A 20,277-nucleotide genomic window follows, 5' to 3' on the forward strand; every position below is an offset into this window, starting at 1 on the left:
TTGATTTTTTTAAGGTTTAATTCTTTTGTTTTGTCTGTTTTGTATTGGTTTTTGTTTAAAAATTAATTGGTAATTATGGTTTTTGTGTTTGTTTCTGTGAAATTATGTAAAAAAAATCATAAAAAATAAAATAACATAGTATTTTTTTAACAAAAAGACTTTATATTTGAAAAAATTATAAGGGAAAGTAGGTTTTTGTTTTGTTCTTGTATTTTTTTAACAATTTTATTAATATATTGAAAACACTAATCAGTTTAAACAAATGAAAAAAATTATTCCACTCATTGTTCTAGTTCTTTTAGGAGTATTGGGACTTGTATTTCCGTCCATTGACTTGTCTGACTTAAACAAGGCAGAATTTGATACGGGAGATACGGCCTGGTTGTTAACTTCTTCTGCATTGGTGTTGATTATGACACCTGGACTTGCGTTTTTTTATGGCGGTATGGTTAGCAAGAAGAATGTAATTTCAACGATGATGCAAAGCTTTATATGTATGTGTTTAATGACAATCCTCTGGGTCATTGTTGGCTTCAGTTTGGCTTTCGGTGATGATATCGGTGGTATTGTAGGCGATCCGCGTACATTTTTTATGATGAAAGGTACATTAGGGAATGTTGCTTGGGGAGCGCTTCCCACTATACCTTTGGTTTTGTTTGCGATGTTTCAATTGAAGTTTGCGATTATCACACCAGCATTGATCACGGGGGCTTTTGCTGAACGTATTCGTTTTAATTCATTTATGCTATTCATTATTCTGTTCAGTATTTTTATTTATATGCCATTGGCACATGCTACTTGGCACCCTGAAGGTATATTGGCAAAATTTGGTGTTCTTGATTTTGCCGGTGGTACAGTTGTGCACATGTCGGCCGGTTGGGCAGCATTGGCAGCAGCGATTTATTTAAAAGGACGTAAACTGCAAATTCATAATCCGGCGCGCATAAGCTACGTGATATTAGGTACAGCACTCTTGTGGTTTGGCTGGTTTGGATTTAACGCAGGTTCTGCTGGTGGAGCAAATTCTTTGGCAGCTTACGCTTTTGCGACCACGACCACAGCATCAGCCATGGCCGCTATGGCATGGATATTTGTTGATATCATACGTGGAAAGAAACCTTCAGCAATGGGGGCATGTATCGGTGCCGTTGTTGGTTTGGTTGCGATTACACCAGCTGCTGGTTTTGTCAGTATTCCACATGCGATGATCATTGGTTTAGTTGGCGCGTTGGTTAGTAATCTGGTTGTATATCTGAGAAGTAAAACAAGTATCGACGATACGTTGGATGTATTTCCTTGTCATGGGGTAGGTGGCATGGTTGGTATGGTACTTACCGGTGTGTTTGCCCATCATAACATTAATCCTGTTGTTGTGGACAATGGTCTATTTTTTGGCGAAACGAAATTGTTTTTTGTTCATATGGTTGCACTATTTGCGGTGTCATTTTTTGCCTTCGTTGGTTCACTTGTGCTATTGAAGATCACCGATATTATAGCTCCATTGCGCGTCGAAGAGACAGATGAAGAGCTTGGTTTGGATGTTTCTCAACATGCAGAAGCATTGTAAACTAGTCGCAGCATAACGCATAGTTTATCCCAAACAATCTACTGCTTAGCGGTACATTGTTTGGGATATTTTTTGCATTTTTGTCCTGCCAGGAGAGGAGTGTATGATGTTATGCGCTATTTCCAGTAATTGTGCCTCTAAAAAGATTTTGATGACTACTGAGATAAAAGATACTTTGCGTTCTGATTTTGAAAAAATGATGCGTTATTGCCTACAGAAAAATGGTGATTTCGGTTTTAACCTGTTTGGCGACTATGCAGTATCCGTATTAAATTTCTATGTCGGGAGTTCAATTTTGCTGCTCAACGAAAAACGTGCAGGTGCCCTGTTCCTTGTAAATCTCTACAATGCAGGTATCAGAAATGCAATCACGCCGGAAGATGTTGAGGAGATAGCTGATGTACTCACACAGGATAAGACGTTAAACTACCAGCTGTTAGCTCCGATCTTCGACTAATGTTTGGTCCATACGAGATCACCGGTTTCATAGCCGCATTGCAGGGCATAGGTTAAAAATTCATTTCTGATTTTATCTGGAATCTCAGTCTCACGGCTCAGAATCCACATATAGTCTAGATTGTCACCAAAAATGAGTGCGTATTTATAATCAGGCGTAATTTTTACAATATTATACCCACTGTAGAAAGGACCAAAGAACGATACTTTAAGTGCACCTTCATTGGGACTGTTGACAAATTTGGCTTTTCCGATAGACTGTTTCCAGCGTTCTTTGTCTTCGGAGTACCCTTGGTTATTGACACGTATCGTACCATTTTTATTTTTGCTATATTCCGCGGAAACTTGACTTAAGCCTTTTTCCCAATAGAAGTCGAGTCTAGCTATTTCAAACCATTTTCCAAGATATTTATCCAAGTCAAAAGGATCCACGACGTCAGGTCGCGAGATGACGGGTTTAAAGGCATTATAGGCCACAGCCCCAAGTGCTATGCCAGTTAATAGTAATAGTGATTTTTTCTTATCCATGTTCATCTTCGAATATGTTTATCGTTAAAACAACAATTTTGATACCAATAAGGTTTAGACATACCGAGCTATTTTGCTAATTTTGTTGACTAAAAATTTGTATCGGTGTATTCAAGGGAAGAGATAAAACAATTAAAACAGTTATTCTGGACGAAGTTTGGGCAATTTATGGCTTTACATGCATCGGCAGATGGGGAGAAAGCAAATTGGATTAACTACAAGACAGGTATTAAGCATTTATACTTCAAAATGGATGCGGATAAGAAGGTGGCAACTATTGCGATACAGTGGTCCCAATCTGATGCTGGGCTCAGGGCATTAATGGCAGAACAATTTCTTCAGTTTAAAACGTTGTTGCAGGATCTTCTTGAAGAAGAGTGGATTTGGGACATGGACGGAATGGACGAATATGGAAAGCCGATTTGCCGGATCTATACAAGCTTATCCGGTTACAGTGTTTTTAAAGAGGATGACTGGGCCGAGCTCATTTCTTTTTTTAAGCCTAGAATAATTGCTTTGGATGAGTTTTGGTCTTCGGCGAAGTATACGTTCGATATTTTCAAATAATTAACATTCAGTATAGTAAGATGGGTTATTACAGGTTTGATTCCGCTTTTCAACTCCAGTTTGTGGGAGCGAACGGCGTTTTTCTAACAGGTAGGAGCTTCGTCATCATTTAAAACAACAATCTAATGAAAAAAATGATCAAGGGTTTGCTGGCAATGGCATTGTGTTTTCAGCTTTCTTCGGTATTTGCGTGGGGGACAACAGGGCATCGTGTCGTGGCTGAAATTGCGGAACGCCATTTGACTAAAAAAGCCAAAAAGAATATTGGAAAAGTCATTGGACAGCAAAAGCTGGCCTATTGGGCCAACTGGGGAGATTTTATCAAATCAGATCCCAATCCTGAATTTAAAAAACTGGGGAATTCCCATTTTATAAATTTAAACTCAAATTTACCCTGGGCCGATTTTCAGTTGGGTTTAGAAAATTCAGCTGATGAGAATCTGTATAAGACAGCGCTCCGTATTGAGAAGTCCTTTGCAGATAAGACTATTCCAATGGATCAACAAAAACAAAACCTGTATTTCTTGATCCATATTCTGGGCGATGCGCATCAACCCATGCATGTTAGCCGTGCAGAGGATCAAGGTGGCAATAAGATTGAAGTAAGCTGGTTTGGAAAAAAATCAAATATCCACCGTGTTTGGGATAGTGATTTGGTAGACAATGAGAAATATAGTTATACCGAGTTTGCAACTGTTTTAGATGTGAATAACAAAAAAGAGAATGAGCAGCTGGCGGCTGGAGAGCTCGCTAACTGGTTGTATGAATCAAATCAATTGGCTGAAAAGATTTACGCTGACGTAGCCAATAACGCCAATTTATCGTACTCCTATGTTTATCAAAACAAGGATATTATGGAGCAATGTATGCTAAAAGGTGGCTTAAGGCTAGCTAAAGTATTAAATCGAATTTTTGGTTAATATTGCGGCTCCCGCAAATTGTTGGAAAGGCGTATCATGAAACGATACGCCTTTTTTGTGTTAGTACGTCGTTGTGATCAAATTGATTTTATGCTTTTCATTTAAACAATGTCCCTAGATTAGTTGTTTCCTCTATATTAAAATCAATTTCAATGACTATCCCGCAATTATTTAAAAAAATTGTTCCCTTTGCCAAACCCTATCGTCAGTTGATTATTTATACCTTGTTATTAACGGTAGTGGGGTCTTTTGCTGCGCAAATAAATGCTTTTATTTTACGGTATACCGTCGATCAAATTAATGACCTGATGGTCGCCAAAGAACCCTTATCAAAAGGCATGTATCTAGTAGGCATGATCAGTATTATTTTGTTAATTAAAGAAATAGTCTATGCTTTTGTTCAGTTTGGTCAGAAATTTTACGGAGAGAAACTTCGAATTTATATCGCACGGGACTTCTCTCAATCTATTGTAAACCGCATTTTGACCTATAAGTTAGCCTTTTATACCTCAACCGATAATGAAAGTGGAAAATTGGCTACTCGGATAGATGCCGGTATTAGTTCGTTGACACGTTTGGTCCAAAATTTCTTTATTGATATTCTGCCTTTGTTTGCAAATGCAATCATTGCATTAATCTGTATGTTCTACGCTAATGTATATGTAGGTCTGGTAGGGGTGGCTGTTATTCCTTTGTATCTTTATATTAGTCAGACCCAAGCCTCCAAGTTGACAGGCTTTAGAAGGCAGATGCGCAATTACCGGGAGTCGAAAAATAACCGGATCATTAGTTTGATCGATTCAATTTTAGTAATTAAATCATTCGTTCGGGAGCCAGAAGAAGCTAAACGTCATGAAAAGATCCAATTTGAAATGACTGAGAATCAAATGGAAACTCGAAAAACGAGTTTTCTTTACGACAGCATTAAAAATTTTGTCGAACAGATTGCTGTTGTCATTATCATTGTTTTAACGGCTTATCTTGTTCTCTCTGGCCAAATCACCATTGGTGCGATTATGTTTCATATCATGTTATTTAATAACGTTTCGGCGCCAATACGTCAGTTGCACCGTATTTATGATGAGGTAAACGATGCCCTGATCTATTCAGAATCTTTCTTCGAAATTTTGGAATCTGACGAGCATATTGAATCAAAAGGTGATTATAAGCCAGCACATATTCAAGGACATTTGGCGTTGCGGAATGTTTTTTTTGAATATCCAAATGGAACCGTTGCTTTAAAGGACGTGAATTTTGAGATCAAGCCGAATGAAATAACGGCTTTAGTGGGGCTGAGTGGGGCCGGGAAAAGCACGATTATCAACTTATTGGACAAATTTTACGAACCCAGCAGCGGCCAAATTTTTTTGGACGGGGTGGATCTGGCAAAGTACGATACAGCGTTTCTCCGTCGACATATCGGTATGGTATTGCAGCGTAATCATATTTTTAAAGGGACTATCTTTGAAAATATTGAATATGGTAAAATGGGAAGTTCTAGGGAAGAAATCATTGAAGCAGCCAAGAAAGCCTATATTCATGAGCAGATTATGGATCTGCCCAAGGGTTACGATTCGGATGCGCAGTCACTATCAGGGGGCCAACAGCAGCGGATCGCCATAGCCCGTTTGTTTTTAAAAAATCCACCCATTATTTTTCTCGACGAGCCTACGGCTAATTTGGACGCCATCGCGACCGAACAGATTAAAAATAGTTTGGATGCTATAAAGAAAGATCGTACAGTAATTATCGTTTCCCATAGTATCTCTCAAATCATCGATTCCAATGCCATTGTGGTCATGGAAAAGGGAATGGTGGTAGAGAAAGGACAACATGAAGATCTATACGCACATAAAGGAACCTATTATGATATTTTCTCAGCAATGGCCAACAGTTTAAATCTGAGTAAAATAAGCAGAACATTACAATCAGATGAAAGGTGAGAGTATTATTAACTTGTGCGACTATGTAAAATCATGCCAATAACCACCATGACAATACCAATACAGGAATATACATTTGGAAGCGCCGCCTGCAGGATAAGAATTTCGCCAACCAACGTAAAAATAACTTCCATGGCCTGTGTTGCCTCTACAGCTGCCAATGCTTTATGGTCCTGATGAACGAAATCGGTAGCTGAGAAAAATAAAAGTGTTGCAATCACTCCTGAAAAAATGGCTACTAAAAAGGTTTGGAAAAGTTGACTATCAGTAGGTAGGCCATTATCAAAATAGCCAAATAGGCTCAGGATAATCCAAAATGGCATACTACAGAGTGTCATGCCGAGTGTACGTTGAAAAGCATCCAATCTATTGTTCGATATTTTCATCATTTTACGGTTGCCTAAGGGGTAGGCAACAGCGCCGATCAATACAGGGATGGTTCCCAATAACATTGTGTTTAAAGAGGTTGACTGGGCCTCTGAAATTTGCATCAAAAGAATACCTAAAAAAATAAGGATGGAGAAGAGGAGTGAAGCTTTTGATATGCCTTTTCGTTGCCCTTTCTTATCGAGCAGCGGACCAATGAACATGCCGGCTATAATAGTGAATTCGAAGGTGCTGGCTACGAGCCAAGATGGTCCATAATTTGCGCCATAGGTAAGTGCTGCATAGAATAGCCCGAATCCGATAGTGCTCCAAAGAAGCCATTGCCAAAGGTTGGATCTGATTTCTTTGAGTAAATCGATGAGGTTTCCTCTTATGGCAACAATGAGAAGTAATATTGGGAGCATCCAAATAAAACGTAAAGAGGCTGTCCATTGCCAACTTCCGCCGGAGATTGCCATAATACGGTTTAGAACGAAGGTGCTAGCAAAAAATAGCGCAGCTAGCGTTCCTAAAAAAAGTGCATTTTTTTTATTCTTTTTTATTGTAAATTGGATTGGCATAAATAATAGGAGTGCGATGTATACTTAACTTTGTGAAAGTAAGCAAATGTCCGTTCAAATGGAAATGAAACAAAAACTAATTGATTTTTATCGCGATTTTCTCATTTAAAATTCCTTATTTTGCCTAATCAATAAAACAAGTAGTAAGAAAATTAATCAAGATGATTATACAACCAAGAACTAGAGGTTTTATTTGTTTAACCTCGCATCCACAAGGGGCTGCGCAAAACATTAAAAATCAAATTGAATACGTGAAATCCAAAGGTGAGATCGCGAATGGTCCAAAGAAAGTATTGGTAATCGGTGCTTCTACTGGATTTGGTATTGCATCTCGGATTTCTGCAGCATTTGGTTCTGGAGCTGCTACAATCGGTGTATTTTTTGAAAAACCTGCAGCAGAAGGCAAGCCAGGAACTGCTGGATGGTACAATTCGGCAGCTTTTGAGAAAGAAGCCCATGAGGCGGGATTATATGCCAAAAGTATCAATGGCGATGCTTTTTCGGACGAAGTGAAAAAACAAACTATTGAGCTTATTAAAAAGGATCTAGGACAGGTTGATTTAGTGGTTTATAGTTTGGCATCACCACGCCGTACGCATCCAAAAACGGGCGTAGCACATGCTTCTGTTTTGAAACCTATACAAGAGCCTTTTACCAATAAAACGGTAGATTTTCATACGGGTGTAATTTCAGACATTACCATTCAGCCTGTTGAAAATGAAGAAGATATTGCGAATACCGTAGCTGTTATGGGTGGAGAAGACTGGAAGTTTTGGATCGAAGATCTTAAAGCTGCTGGTGTGTTAGCTGAGGGAGCAAAAACAGTTGCCTATTCTTACATAGGTCCTGAACTTACTTATCCAATTTACCGTAATGGTACAATTGGTCGTGCAAAGGATAATTTAGAAGGAACAGTGCCTGCAATAAACGCGATTTTGAGCGATATTAATGGTGTATCCTATGTATCGGTGAATAAAGCCTTGGTAACACAATCAAGTTCAGCTATTCCAGTTGTTCCTTTATACATTTCTTTATTGTATAAAGTCATGAAGGAAAAAGGCATTCACGAAGGTACAATTGAACAAATGCAACGTTTGTTTGCTGAGCGACTTTATACCGCTGACGGAAAGGTATTGCTTGATGACAAAGGTCGTATCCGTGTTGATGACTTAGAAATGCGTGAAGATGTTCAGGCTGAAGTTGCAGCATTGTGGGAGAAAGCAACAACTGAAAATTTAGCCGAAATTTCAGATATTGAAGGTTACCGTAACGAGTTTTTCAATTTGTTCGGTTTCAATTTCGACGGTATCGATTACAACGCTGATACCAATGAAGTTGTTGGAGTACCGAGTATTGAAGGTTAATTTTAACGGATATACCTACAAAAAGAGCGGTGAATGTATAAACATTCACCGCTCTTTTTGTAGGTATATCTTTGATGCTATGATTTATGTTTAGGGGAGACTATGGTGTCAGCTCACGCCGTTTTTGATAGAGTAGGTTGCCAACAACGGCAAAACCAATGGAGACCATAATGGTACTAAATGGGTATATCGCTGTCATACCCATATTATTGGCCACAAAGCCAATTAAAGGGCCTGTGATTCCTAGTGAAATGTCAATAAATAGCCCGTAAGCAGCCAGAGCAGAGCCTTGTTGACTTTGATCTACCCGCTTAATGGCTTCGACACCAAGCGCTGGAAATACAAGTGAGAAACCAAAACCCGTTAATGCGGCGCCCAATAGGGTCCACAATGGATCCATAGCCACAGCAATAACCGTGAGACCTAATGTTTCAACGAAAAGACTCACTAAAGCAACTTTAAGGCCACCATATTGGTCAATAACCTTATTGAAAATAAGCCGTGTTAAAATGAAGAATACGCCAAATATAGTTAAGCAAGCTGCGCCATTTTGCCAATTGAAATGTTCATAGTAAAGCGTCATAAAAGTGGAGATACTGCCGAAGCCTAGACCTCCTAAAGCAAGGCAAATCCCAAAGGGCGCTACTAAAAGCAATACACGTTTAAAACTCACTTTTTCAGCCTTTTTACGTGCCACTTGATAGGGTGTTTTAGTGCGGCAATAAAAATAACCAAGGAGGCCAACTGCACTGGTAAGTAGAGCCAAAGCTTCGTAATTGATATGATTCACCATCAAAACACCTAAGGGTGCACCAATAGCCAATGCACCATAGCTGGCTATTCCGTTGAAAGAAATCGCTTTTGCGGCATGTTCATCGCCGAGTTCCATTAATGCCCAATTTATAGGGCTCGCACCCACAAGACCCTCTCCAATTCCAGTAAACAAACGGGTAATAAGCAGGAGACCCAAGCTTAGAAGAGGCTGAGAACGGAATAGAAACACAAGCAGTAGAAGGAGTCCAGATAATGCAAAAAATAACATGCTGCGCAAAACTGAAATCTTGGGACCCTTGGTGTCCACAATTTTTCCTGCATAACCACGGAGTAGGAATGTAGCAATATACTGAACGCTAATGACCAATCCCGCAATAATTGTATTAAATCCTAAAGTTTGATGAATAAAGATGGGAAGGGTAGCAAGCGATAGGCCGATTGTGAAATAACCAAGGAAAGTTAAAGAGACATAGCCTAAAATCTTTTGACTGACCTCCCGAAGAGAAATTGTCATTATAAAAAATTTTAGGCGAAATTACGTCTTTATGCTTGTTTTTAGAAATAAAATCAATAAACAACTGTCTCTTTAATATCACAATTCTTTTCGAGCCATTGCTGATCAAATTGTTTTGGGGAAACTCTTTTGCCCTGATAGATGTAATAAATTTTTTCTATCTCGCCTTTCACTGGTGGACCGGGTATTTTGTTTACAATTTTTTCTTCCGGGCAGTCTTGTATTAAGGCCTGCTCCTTAACTTGGCGAGTTTTACATGATGTGAAGGCAGCTACAATGATAAAAAGATACAATAGTTTATTCATGAGTTTAGTTTTAATAAAATATTAACGTATTACTTGCGTGGAATGCGACATTAATTTGTGAAATAGCATACAACTTTTTGAACGACTATTTGTTCTATAAAATATACCTGAAAGGCTAGAAGCCTGACAGGAGAAATTGACATGAGAAAAGTTAAATTGAATAATTGATTGTAGAAAACATGAGAAGAAAAGCAACAGCCCAATGGAATGGCAATCTGAAAGAAGGAAAAGGTAGTCTGACTACAGACAGTACAGCGTTGGATCATACGCAATATTCATTTTCAACCCGGTTTGAAAATGGTGTCGGAACAAATCCTGAGGAATTATTGGCAGCAGCACATGCCGGATGTTTTACGATGCAATTGAGCGCTTATCTTTCTGAAGCTGGTTTTGTTCCCGAAGAATTAACAACCGTATCGACAATCGTTTTCGAAAATGGTTCAATTGTACGGTCCGAACTTGAGCTGAAAGGAAAGGTCCCAACGATTACCGAAGCTGAGTTTCAAACAATAGCGCATAAAGCGAAGGAAAACTGTCCTGTGAGTAAGGCTTTTAGTTTCGAGAAAACCTTAGATGCAAAGCTACGCTGATAAAGGTACTATATTGAACAAAAACTTGGTCTTTTTTCGTAAAAAGGAGAAAAAGCTGTTATTTTGAGGATATCTTAAATAATTAGCAATATTGAATTTTAATCAATTGAGTTTTGGTTCAGAGAAAGAAAAATAAGTTAAGTTTAGCAGCGCTTGCGGAAAAGAATCTGGAGGCAGGAAAGGTCTTTTTGGAAAAGTATGCACAACAAGAGGGAGCTGTTGTATGTGCATCGGGTTTGCACTATAAGGTATTAACAAAGGGCGCGGGGCAGATTCCCAAAAAGTCCGCGAAAGTTATCTGTCATTATAAAGGGGAGCTTTTAGACGGAACCGTATTCGATAGTTCGTATAAGCGGAAGCGTCCCGAAACGTTTTATATCAATGAACTCATAGTCGGTTGGCAAGAAGCGATTTCAATGATGCCTGTTGGGTCAATCTGGGAAGTGTGTCTTCCACCAAAGCTGGCTTATGGAAAGGAAGAATTGTTACCTCGAAAAGGAGGGGAATGTACTTTGATATTTCAGATTGAGTTGATTGCCATTTTAGCTTAACACAAAAAAGACTTTCATAAAAAAGCCCGCATAACAAGATGCGGGCTTTTTTATGAAAGTTTATTTTTTTATTCTACTTCTTTGATCTTAGCATTGATTTCGGCAGTTTTAGCTTCGTCTTGCATAAAAATATAGTAGTTCTTTAAATTCGTTAAAGCATCTACATTTTTGGGCTGCAAAGAAACTGCTTTCTCTAAGTAAGGAAGCACTGGCTTTAATTCTGCTTTAATCTTATTTAATTCTGCATCATATTGTGCCTGCGTCAATTTTCTGTTATTATTAACAACATTTAATTTTTCACGTGTTTTGTTCATCAACGTGATCGCCAAATTTGTGTTTGCTTCAAAGAAGTTAGGATCGATTTCCAATGCTTTTTTGTATGCTGCAACCGCTGCATCCTCATTTTTCGCTGAAGATTGGGCAATACCTAAGTAATAATTTAAGCTTTTATTGTTTGGATCTTTTGCTAATTGTGCAGTAATGGCATCAATTGTTTCTTTTTCGTGACCTGTAATCAGATTCAATTCGATGTTTTGAGTCATTGCTGCATTGTCATCCGGATAAGCTTCAGCCGCTTTTTTTGCATATTCAAGTGCTGAAGTCGTATCTTGCATAGAGAGGTACAATTTTGGTAAATCGACCATAATCGTTTTATGCGAAGAGAAATCTTTTCTTGGAATTAGTTCTTTATAACGTTCCACAGCATTCTTATAATCTTTGTTAGATAGTGCTGCAACACCACTGTAATAAGTAACTAATGTATCTCCAGGAAGATAGGTCAATGCTTTTGTAAAGGAGCTGTAAGACTCGGCATATTTTTGTGCTTGATATGCTTCTGCACCCAAATTGAAATTATATTGTCCCAGAATTTGTTCCGCAACAGTAATATTCGCTTTATTCGCACCGTCTGCATCCAGCTGTTTTGCTCTGGCAATTCCGTCCTCAGCCAATTTCGCTAATTCAGATGACTTATCTATTGTTGATAGGTTTGCATTTACCAATGCGTATACTGTCCATGCCTCAGCATTATCTTTTGTTTTGTCATTGACAACAGCTGCGTCAATAGCTTCTTTTGCCGATTTCAAATTGGAGATACCCAATTGAACTGTACCAGCGTCTTTCAATTCTTGGAATTTCGCTAGGGCTGATTTCGCCTTTTTAACATTACCCGTCTGCGCAAAAGAAACTGAGGTAGATACAGTACCTATTGCTGCTAATAATAATAGAGATTTTAAATTCATATCTATTTAACTGTTAATTGATTCAATAATAAATTCACTCTGTCTAATTGTGATGCGTCATCAATAAGCTTATAATATTTAGCCAAAGCTTTAAGCGCATTGACATCATAAGGCTTGATCTCATTTGCCTTCAACAGATACTCGATGGTTAACTCTTGTATATCTTGGTTGGAAGGTTCCTTTAATAAAGTCTCCAGATTGATTAATCCTAATGCAAGATTAGATTCATAATTATTCGGATCCAACCGCAATACATTATTATAATATTCTTTCGCTCGTTTTATATCATTGGCGTTTTCATAAGAATAGCCTGCAATATAGTTCAGTTCGACATTTTCAGGTTCTAAACGAATGGCATCAGCAATGACATTTAAGATAGCGTCATAAGAATTATTGGCTGAATACACATCAATTAATCTAAAAAGTATCTGTTTATTTTCAGGAAATATAGCATGTCCTTTTTCAAGAACGTTCAAGACATCCTGTTTAGTACCTCCGAGCGAATAAATCTGTGCCAATTCAAGAAAGTAATTAGGCTTTGGATGTTCACTTTTAATGAGTTCGTCATAATATTTGATCGAATTCATATAATCTTTATTCTTGCCAGAGAGTACGGCCAGATTATATTTGAGATCATTATTTTTGAAGCCAAGTGAATCTATTCGAAGGTAAGCTTTATAAGCTTTGTCAAATTTACCATCTTTTAAAGCCAAAGCTCCCTGATAGGAGATGGCTCCAGCAAGATTTTGACGAATATAGTCCATCTCTGCAGGAAAGTTTCGACGTGCTTTTTTTTGATCCAGAAGCTTAAGTGATTTGATGGATACGTCGATAGGATCCATTTTATATGGCTGCTTCCTTGTTGAATCTGCAACTGCCAAGGAGCTATATACCAATGCTCTTAAAAGGTTATTGTTGACAGAAGCTGAATCTTTCTTCGATTGGAAGGAAGCGTCTGCAAACTTTCGCGCATTTTCAAGATTTTTAAACTCGCCAGTTTTGGTATATAAAGCAAAACTGTTGCTGCCCTCTTTCAGATTGGATTGGGCAACAACAGTTAAACTACTTGCAGATATTAACAATGATATCAGTAAGTTTTTCATTAGACTATTTATTCTTCGTTTGAGTCCGTGTTTTCTTCAGAAGTTGAATCGCCATTTTCCGTTGACTCTTCGGTCAGTTCAGACTCTTCTTCAGATTCTTCTTCACGATCGACTTTCGTAATAGAAGCGATCTCGTCGTTATCTTTTAAATTAATGAGTCTTACACCTTGTGTTGCACGTCCCATTACTCTTAATTCTTCCACAGCAATACGGATAACAATACCAGACTTGTTGATGATCATTAAATCTTCGTTGTCTGTAACGCCTTTTATCGCAACGAGTTCGCCTGTTTTATCTGTAACGTTGATTGTTTTCACACCTTTACCACCACGATTCGTTACGCGATAATCCTCGATATCTGTCCGTTTTCCGTATCCTTTTTCAGAAACGACCAACACGGTAGTTTCCGAATCATTCACACTAATCATGCCAATCACTTCATCACTTTCAGCTCCCAAGGTGATACCACGTACACCTGTTGCCGTTCTGCCCATTGGACGAACTGTAGATTCATTGAAACGAATTGCTCGACCAGAACGGAGAGCCATGACAATTTCACTGCTTCCAGTAGTCAAACAAGCTTCAATTAATTGATCGCCTTCATTAATATTGATGGCATTGATACCGTTTGCTCTTGGACGAGAATAGGCTTCCAACGACGTCTTCTTAATCGTACCTTTTTTGGTACACATAATAATGAAGTTGTTTTCCAAATATTCTTGGTCTTTCAAGTTCTTCACCAGGATGAAGGCCTTGATTTTTTCTTCTTTTGGAACATTGATGATATTTTGAAGTGCTCGACCTCTAGAAGTACGGCTTCCTTCAGGAATCTCAAATGCACGCAACCAGAAACAGCGACCTGCCTCTGTAAATAGCAGCATATAATTATGTGCTGAGGCTGTGATGATATGCTCGGTAAAATCTTCTTCGCGTGTGTTTGTGCCAATTGATCCACGACCACCGCGGCCTTGGCGTTTGTACTCGGATAATGGTGTACGTTTTACGTAACTATTGTGGGAGATTGTGATAACGATTTCTTCATCATCAATAAAATCTTCCATACGCATATCTTCAGCAGAGTGTACAATCTGAGATCTACGTTCGTCGCCGTATTTTTCCTTGATTTCAATCAACTCGTCTTTGATAATTTTCATACGAAGCTCTTCGTCTTCCAATATCGATTTCAAATAGTCAATTGTTTTCATCAATTCAGCATATTCCTCTTTAATCTTATCACGTTCCAGTCCTGTTAGACGACGTAATGTCATATCGAGGATCGCGCGAGCCTGAAGGTCGGACAGGCCAAATTTTTCCATTAATCCAACGCGTGCATCTTCTGGTGTATCCGAATTACGAATCAATTTGATGACTTCATCCAAATGATCTAAGGCAATTAAATACCCTTCTAGAATATGAGCACGTTTTTCAGCCTCCGCCAGTTCATAGCGTGTACGTCTAACGATTACATCATGTCTATGCTCCACAAATTCATGAATCATATCTTTCAGATTCAACAGTATTGGCCTTCCTTTAACTAAAGCAATGTTGTTTACTGAAAATGAAGTTTGTAGGGCTGTATATTTAAACAAATTGTTTAAAACAACATTTGCATTTGCATCACGTTTGATGTCGTACACAATACGCATACCCGTACGGTCAGATTCATCACGGATGGCAGAGATACCTTCTAATTTCTTTTCGTTAACCAGTTCGGCTGTACGCTCGATCATATTCGCCTTGTTCACCTGATAGGGAATTTCGGTAACAATAATCTGCTCTCTTCCAGACTTGGTTGCTTCTATTTCAGCTTTCGCACGCATAACAATACGGCCACGTCCTGTATTACAAGCATCTTGAACCCCGGCATAGCCGTAGATCAACGCACCTGTAGGGAAGTCTGGACCCTTGATGTGCTGCATCAATTCTGGAACCTCAATATCACGATTATCAATAAAAGCGATTGTACCATCAATAACCTCAGATAGGTTATGTGGAGCCATATTTGTAGCCATACCCACAGCGATCCCCGAAGCTCCGTTTACCAGGAGGTTTGGAATACGCGTAGGAAGGACTGTTGGTTCTTGTAAGGAATCGTCAAAGTTATTTTGGAAATCAACAGTATCTTTGTTGATATCGGATAGCATTTCCTCGGCAATTTTCTTTAATCTTGCCTCAGTATAACGCATCGCCGCAGGTGGATCGCCATCAATGGAACCGTAGTTACCTTGACCATCTACCAAAGGGTAGCGTAAACTCCAATCTTGAGCCATACGAACCATGGTGTCATAAACGGATGAATCACCATGTGGGTGATACTTACCTAATACGTCACCGACGATACGGGCAGACTTTTTGTAAGGCTTGCCACTGGTAACCCCTAAGTCCAGCATACCATAAAGAACACGTCTGTGTACTGGTTTCATGCCATCACGGGCATCAGGAAGTGCTCTTGATACAATGACAGACATGGAATAGTCAATGTAGGCAGACTTCATCTGATCCTCGATGTTGATTGGGATAATCCGGTCGTTTGCCGGAACAAGATTGTTGTCGTTTTCTGTTTCTTCAGCCATATGAATTTGGTTTCAATAAAACTAGTAAGCAAGCCCTCTAAACTGGCTTGCTACGCATGCGAAGTTACAAAAATTTAACCTCAAAAGCGAATGATTTAAGCCCTAATATACACAAAAAAGACAATCTTTTATGGATTGTCTTGGTACTTATGGAGTATCGTTTTTATTTGATTTTTTTAAAGCGGAGCCGAATCGAATTACCTATGACAATTAAGTCTGAAAAGGCCATGCTTAAGGCTGCAAGCATAGGTCCGAGAAAGCCAACAGCGGCAAGCGGTATGGCCACAATATTGTACGCGAAGGCCCAAAATAGATTTTGTTTTATTGTCAATAGGGTATGGTGACCAATCTTTAATAGTTTTTCAATGGATTTGAGATCATTGCTTAATAAAACCACCTTTGCCGATTGAATAGCAATATGTGTCGAATCACCAAGCGAGATGCCAACATCGGCAGCTGCTAATGCCGGAGCGTCATTGATGCCGTCGCCAACCATTGCAGTAGGGCCATTCTTTTTGAGCTTGAACAATATCTCTAGTTTTTCTTCTGGCGACTTATCCCAGTATACATCAGCAATACCAAGCTTTTGTGCTGTGCGTTCACATTTACTTTGTCGATCCCCACTCAAAAGAATAGGGCGTATCCCTTTATCTTTGAGGTATTGGATGAGTTCCTTTGCATAAGGCTTAATCTGATCTTCCAATACAATGCCAGCAATTACAACGCCATTGATTGTTAAGGCAAGATCATAGCGATTGGAGTAATCCTTTTCACCAAGTTTTGCATTACAAATGGAATAGTTATTGCCATTTGTGTCTGTAGCAAATATCCCTTTCCCTTTTATTTCATTGACTTCCTTAAAGATAATGCGGTAAGATTTTATTTCCTTGAGTTGTTTTCGGATCGACTTTGCAATCGGATGACTTGAATAACTCTCCAATTGTGCTATGATCGATTCGACCTGCGATTGCTCAATACCAAAGGTCTGAATCGCTTTGATATTAAAATCGCCAGTTGTTAAGGTACCCGTTTTGTCAAATACCATCTGTTTGAGATCGGACATCTCCTCAATGGTGCTTCCGCCTTTGATCAGTATTCCTTTTTTTGCAGCTCTTCCCAGACCAACCATAACAGCTGTAGGTGTTGCTAGCCCCATGGCGCATGGGCAAGATACAACAAGTGTAGCTATCGCATTCATGAGGGATTGTTGGAGCGGTAATTGTGCAATAAAGTAAGTAATAAAAAAAGTGAAAAACGATATCGTAACGACGATTGGAACGAAATAAGCAGCTACTTTATCACCGAATTTTTGAATAGGCGGCTTTTTACTTTGGGCATCTTTAATTAATTGAATAATTTGATACAGTACACTTTTAGACCCAACTTTGGTCGCCATGATTCTGATATTTCCTTCGGTTAGTAACGTACCACCAATCACTGCATCATATTTGAGTTTTTCAATAGGTACACTTTCTCCGGTTAGCATAGATTCGTCCACCCAAGCCTGTCCTTCCAAAATATCGCCATCAGCAGGTATCTGATTTCCTGAATTTACCTTTAAAATATCACCTGATTTAATTTCTCGGGCTAGTATCTCTACTTCTTGGTCGTCTTCAATTTTAATAGCTGGTATATCTTGATATTTAACCAACTCTTTGATTGCTGATGTGGTTTTGGTAACGGCTCTTTTTTCGAGGACATTCCCCAAAAATACCAATGTTATGATTGTTGCACATGTTTCGTAGAACTGGTAATCATGTCCTAGATTATAATATGTTCCAATGAGGCTATAGCTAAAAGCAGCTGTAGATCCAACAAAGATGAGCACATCCATATTGGGCATTTTGTTCCAGATGGAACGAAATGCGCTGATTCCAAAATAGGAAAAACCAATGATATAAACGGGGACACATAGCGCAAGTTGGATATAGGGATCATGCAGAATGGGTAAGTCCGTAAACATGTGGCTCCACAAAGGTATGGTAAAGATGAGGCAGCAAAGGAACTTAAACTCAATAGATTTCCAAAAGCTAGGCTTCTTATCCTTACCCTCAATAACTTTGTAGCCCAAAGACTCGATACCTTTGACCAGCACAGGTATTTGTTCAAGAGGGATTTCCGAAAATTTCACTTCATCTGAGGCAAAATCGACGTAGATATCCTTAGCGCCGTTGTTTTCTAGGTATTTGTGGATTGAAATAGCACAATTTGCACAATGCATTCCGCTTACGTTAAGTTCAGTTTGCACGTTCGATTCCTTCATTTAATAGCATGTAATGTCTTTAGGCAAAGATAGCTATTTCCTGATAATGCTTTTTACGTAAAGTAAAATTGTTTAGTTTAGCAAGCCTGTTTGTAGCCGTTTTACATGAAATATCGTGAATAGTGAATGGGGAAACATTAAAATTTGACTAGATAGACAACTTAAGCTTGTGTGAAAAATGACAAAACCAATTTCAATTTCTTTTATTGTACGGATTATACTGCTGATTGCACTAACGGCATCATTTGTTCAATTTGAAACCTTTTATATGCAGCGGGAGATCATCCGGAATATGGCTTACGGCTTAAATACTTTTCTAACAGCTAGTGTCCTGATCTCAATTGGTCATTTTATCCTTGTAAAACTATACAACAGTCGAAATGAACAGCAGGTTGTCCGGGGTAATTTTGTGCTCGGAATTACGCGTGTAGCTACAGTAGGCAATGTTTTTTTTATTATTGTCAGCCTAATGATAGCGGTTGGTATTAATCCAAAAGATTTTATCACCAGCATGACAATTGTCGCAATGGCGATTGCTGTAATTTTTAGAGAATATATCACGAATATGATATCCGGTTTAATTATTATGTTTTCGGATCAATTTTCGGTAGGAGATCGCATAAAAATAGGTGAATATCAAGGGAAAATTGTTGACATCACATTGGCCAATCTAGTTGTGCGGGATGAAGATGACGATGCTGTAATGATTCCCAATAATTTGGTGTTTACAGCGACGTTAGTTAATAAGACCTCGCAAAAGTCAAATAAAATTGTTGTAAAGTTTGAATTGCCGATCGATCGCTCTTTTACAGTGGCGGAATTGGAACAGTATTTAAGCCCATTATTTCAGAAAAATCCAAATTTAGATCATTCCCAAGGCTTTACAATTAAGGTCGCCGATATGACTAAAGACTATATCAAGTATAAAGTTGAGGTTAGTGCAATCTCGTCCAGCAACAAAATACATCAACAGGTCCAGAGCAACATATTAAATGAAATCCTCCAGTTTACAAGAATGCAGGGTTAAATCTTTCTTACTTTGACATTTTTAACAAAGTGGTGGCTTCCTTTTTCTAAAATGAGATCCGCACGATATCTAGTCGGCAAAATGTTTTTAAGTAGATTGGGCTTATTAATTTCGTTCCAGATATTTACAGCCATGGTATTGCTTTCATCAGCTGTCATATTTGCATATTTATGGAAAAATGAAGCCGGATTTTGAAATGCCGTAGCACGTAGTGACTCAAATCGATTGGTATACCATTCAATAAGATTTTTCTCGCTGGCATGTACATAGATTGAATAATCAAAAAAGTCGGAAACGAATACGCTATGTCCCTTTCGTGGTCGTTGGGAGTTGACTTGCAATACATTTATCCCTTCTACAATGAGGATGTCGGGTTGTTCAATCACTTGTTGCTGTTCGTCTGGCAATACGTCATAGACCAAGTGGCTGTATACTGGCACCGCAATTTTTGGAGCCCCTGATTTCACGGCTGAAAGGAAATGAATCAATCTTTTGGCATCATAGCTTTCAGGAAAACCTTTTCGGTTTAGAATACCACGTTCGATAAGTTGTTGATTCGGGTATAGAAAACCGTCTGTGGTCACCAAATCGACCTTTGGTTTGGATGGGAGTAAACTAAGGACGCGCTGCAAAACCCGGGCTGTAGTACTTTTTCCGACAGCGACCGACCCAGCTATACCGATGATATAAGGCAATTTGCTCACTTCTTTGCCAAAGAAGCGGTTTGTACGCTGGTGAAGACTTTGGAAACGGTCAATATGAATCTCAAGTAGATGACTTAAGGGAAAGTAGACTTCTTCTATTTCCTGATTTGTCAAGGGTTCATTCAGTGCATGTAGATTTTCCAGGTCTTCGACACTGAAATTGTGCAATACTTTCCCGTTTAAATTTTTCCAGTCTTCACGTTTGATCGATCTAAAAGGCGAGTCTATTGCTATTTGAGGATCCAATTGCATCGTTTGCTTTTTTTTATTACAAATATCTATATTGCAGGACAAGTAAACCTTCACTATTCGATTCTATCGGCTATTAAAGGTCTTTTTT

The 20,277-nt window shown here is 38.7% G+C and carries 18 protein-coding genes; 9 read left to right on the top strand and 9 right to left on the bottom strand.

The genetic code is table 11. The features are described from left to right. The first annotated feature begins 262 nt into the window (after window positions 1–262). Together HS960_RS06955 and HS960_RS06960 are read left to right on the top strand one after the other, a co-directional pair. Entirely contained in the window at window positions 263–1,567 is a 1,305-nt protein-coding gene (locus tag HS960_RS06955; RefSeq protein ID WP_153844608.1) for an ammonium transporter, read from the top strand. A 151-nt stretch (window positions 1,568–1,718) separates the two neighbouring features. Further along, a complete protein-coding gene (locus HS960_RS06960) occupies window positions 1,719–2,024 on the top strand; it encodes a hypothetical protein (protein WP_153844607.1) in 306 nt (101 codons plus the stop codon). On the opposite strand, the gene HS960_RS06965 is transcribed toward HS960_RS06960, so the two are convergent. Next, window positions 2,021–2,551: a lipocalin family protein gene (locus HS960_RS06965; protein WP_153844771.1), complete on the bottom strand. Its 531-nt coding sequence runs from the start codon at window positions 2,549–2,551 to the stop codon at window positions 2,021–2,023. The two genes, HS960_RS06960 and HS960_RS06965, sit on opposite strands and share 4 nt — an antisense overlap. 105 nt (window positions 2,552–2,656) lie before the next feature. Between HS960_RS06965 and HS960_RS06970 the strand changes: the two genes are divergently transcribed. The 3 genes from HS960_RS06970 (at window position 2,657) to HS960_RS06980 (ending at window position 5,981) form a co-directional block, all read left to right on the top strand. Next, entirely contained in the window at window positions 2,657–3,118 is a 462-nt protein-coding gene (locus HS960_RS06970) for a DUF4268 domain-containing protein (protein ID WP_182331951.1), read from the top strand. Between the two features lie 125 nt (window positions 3,119–3,243). Then, window positions 3,244–4,038: a S1/P1 nuclease gene (locus tag HS960_RS06975; RefSeq protein WP_182331953.1), complete on the top strand. Its 795-nt coding sequence runs from the start codon at window positions 3,244–3,246 to the stop codon at window positions 4,036–4,038. A 152-nt stretch (window positions 4,039–4,190) separates the two neighbouring features. Further along, window positions 4,191–5,981, top strand: a complete 1,791-nt coding sequence (locus HS960_RS06980; protein ID WP_153844606.1) for an ABC transporter ATP-binding protein — start codon at window positions 4,191–4,193, stop codon at window positions 5,979–5,981. An 8-nt stretch (window positions 5,982–5,989) separates the two neighbouring features. On the opposite strand, the gene HS960_RS06985 is transcribed toward HS960_RS06980, so the two are convergent. After that, the gene (locus tag HS960_RS06985) at window positions 5,990–6,826 is read right to left on the bottom strand and encodes a DMT family transporter (protein ID WP_228280225.1); all 837 of its coding nucleotides are present in this window, start codon (window positions 6,824–6,826) and stop codon (window positions 5,990–5,992) included. A gap of 263 nt (window positions 6,827–7,089) precedes the next feature. Here HS960_RS06985 and fabV point away from each other — a divergent pair, with 263 nt between their 5' ends. Beyond that, on the top strand, window positions 7,090–8,292 hold the full coding sequence (gene fabV / locus HS960_RS06990) for an enoyl-ACP reductase FabV (protein ID WP_153844604.1): 1,203 nt from the start codon (window positions 7,090–7,092) through the stop codon (window positions 8,290–8,292). 100 nt (window positions 8,293–8,392) lie between these two features. Here fabV and HS960_RS06995 read toward each other — a convergent pair whose 3' ends face one another. Together HS960_RS06995 and HS960_RS07000 are read right to left on the bottom strand one after the other, a co-directional pair. Beyond that, complete coding sequence (locus tag HS960_RS06995; protein ID WP_182331957.1) at window positions 8,393–9,580, bottom strand: MFS transporter; 1,188 nt, start codon at window positions 9,578–9,580, stop codon at window positions 8,393–8,395. A gap of 53 nt (window positions 9,581–9,633) precedes the next feature. Then, complete coding sequence (locus HS960_RS07000) at window positions 9,634–9,885, bottom strand: hypothetical protein (RefSeq protein WP_153844602.1); 252 nt, start codon at window positions 9,883–9,885, stop codon at window positions 9,634–9,636. 179 nt (window positions 9,886–10,064) lie between these two features. On the opposite strand from HS960_RS07000, the gene HS960_RS07005 reads away from it, so the two are divergent. Beyond that, on the top strand, window positions 10,065–10,475 hold the full coding sequence (locus HS960_RS07005) for an OsmC family protein (protein WP_182331959.1): 411 nt from the start codon (window positions 10,065–10,067) through the stop codon (window positions 10,473–10,475). 113 nt (window positions 10,476–10,588) lie between these two features. Then, entirely contained in the window at window positions 10,589–11,026 is a 438-nt protein-coding gene (locus HS960_RS07010; protein WP_182331961.1) for an FKBP-type peptidyl-prolyl cis-trans isomerase, read from the top strand. A 68-nt stretch (window positions 11,027–11,094) separates the two neighbouring features. Here HS960_RS07010 and HS960_RS07015 read toward each other — a convergent pair whose 3' ends face one another. The 4 genes from HS960_RS07015 to HS960_RS07030 form a co-directional block, all read right to left on the bottom strand. Continuing rightward, the gene (locus tag HS960_RS07015; RefSeq protein ID WP_182331963.1) at window positions 11,095–12,267 is read right to left on the bottom strand and encodes a tetratricopeptide repeat protein; all 1,173 of its coding nucleotides are present in this window, start codon (window positions 12,265–12,267) and stop codon (window positions 11,095–11,097) included. 2 nt (window positions 12,268–12,269) lie between these two features. Then, on the bottom strand, window positions 12,270–13,370 hold the full coding sequence (locus HS960_RS07020) for a tetratricopeptide repeat protein (RefSeq protein ID WP_153844599.1): 1,101 nt from the start codon (window positions 13,368–13,370) through the stop codon (window positions 12,270–12,272). Window positions 13,371–13,378: 8 nt separating this feature from the next. Next, window positions 13,379–15,943, bottom strand: a complete 2,565-nt coding sequence (gene gyrA, locus HS960_RS07025; protein ID WP_153844598.1) for a DNA gyrase subunit A — start codon at window positions 15,941–15,943, stop codon at window positions 13,379–13,381. A 163-nt stretch (window positions 15,944–16,106) separates the two neighbouring features. Next, complete coding sequence (locus HS960_RS07030) at window positions 16,107–18,206, bottom strand: heavy metal translocating P-type ATPase (RefSeq protein ID WP_182331964.1); 2,100 nt, start codon at window positions 18,204–18,206, stop codon at window positions 16,107–16,109. A 178-nt stretch (window positions 18,207–18,384) separates the two neighbouring features. Between HS960_RS07030 and HS960_RS07035 the strand changes: the two genes are divergently transcribed. Further along, window positions 18,385–19,233 (top strand): mechanosensitive ion channel family protein, encoded by an 849-nt coding sequence (locus HS960_RS07035; protein WP_153844596.1) that lies wholly within the window; start codon window positions 18,385–18,387, stop codon window positions 19,231–19,233. Here HS960_RS07035 and coaA read toward each other — a convergent pair. Further along, window positions 19,230–20,189 (bottom strand): type I pantothenate kinase, encoded by a 960-nt coding sequence (gene coaA, locus HS960_RS07040; RefSeq protein WP_153844595.1) that lies wholly within the window; start codon window positions 20,187–20,189, stop codon window positions 19,230–19,232. The two genes, HS960_RS07035 and coaA, sit on opposite strands and share 4 nt — an antisense overlap. Between the last annotated feature and the right edge of the window lie 88 nt (window positions 20,190–20,277).

It is taken from the genome of Sphingobacterium paramultivorum, assembly GCF_014109745.1.
GTDB lineage: Bacteria > Bacteroidota > Bacteroidia > Sphingobacteriales > Sphingobacteriaceae > Sphingobacterium > Sphingobacterium paramultivorum.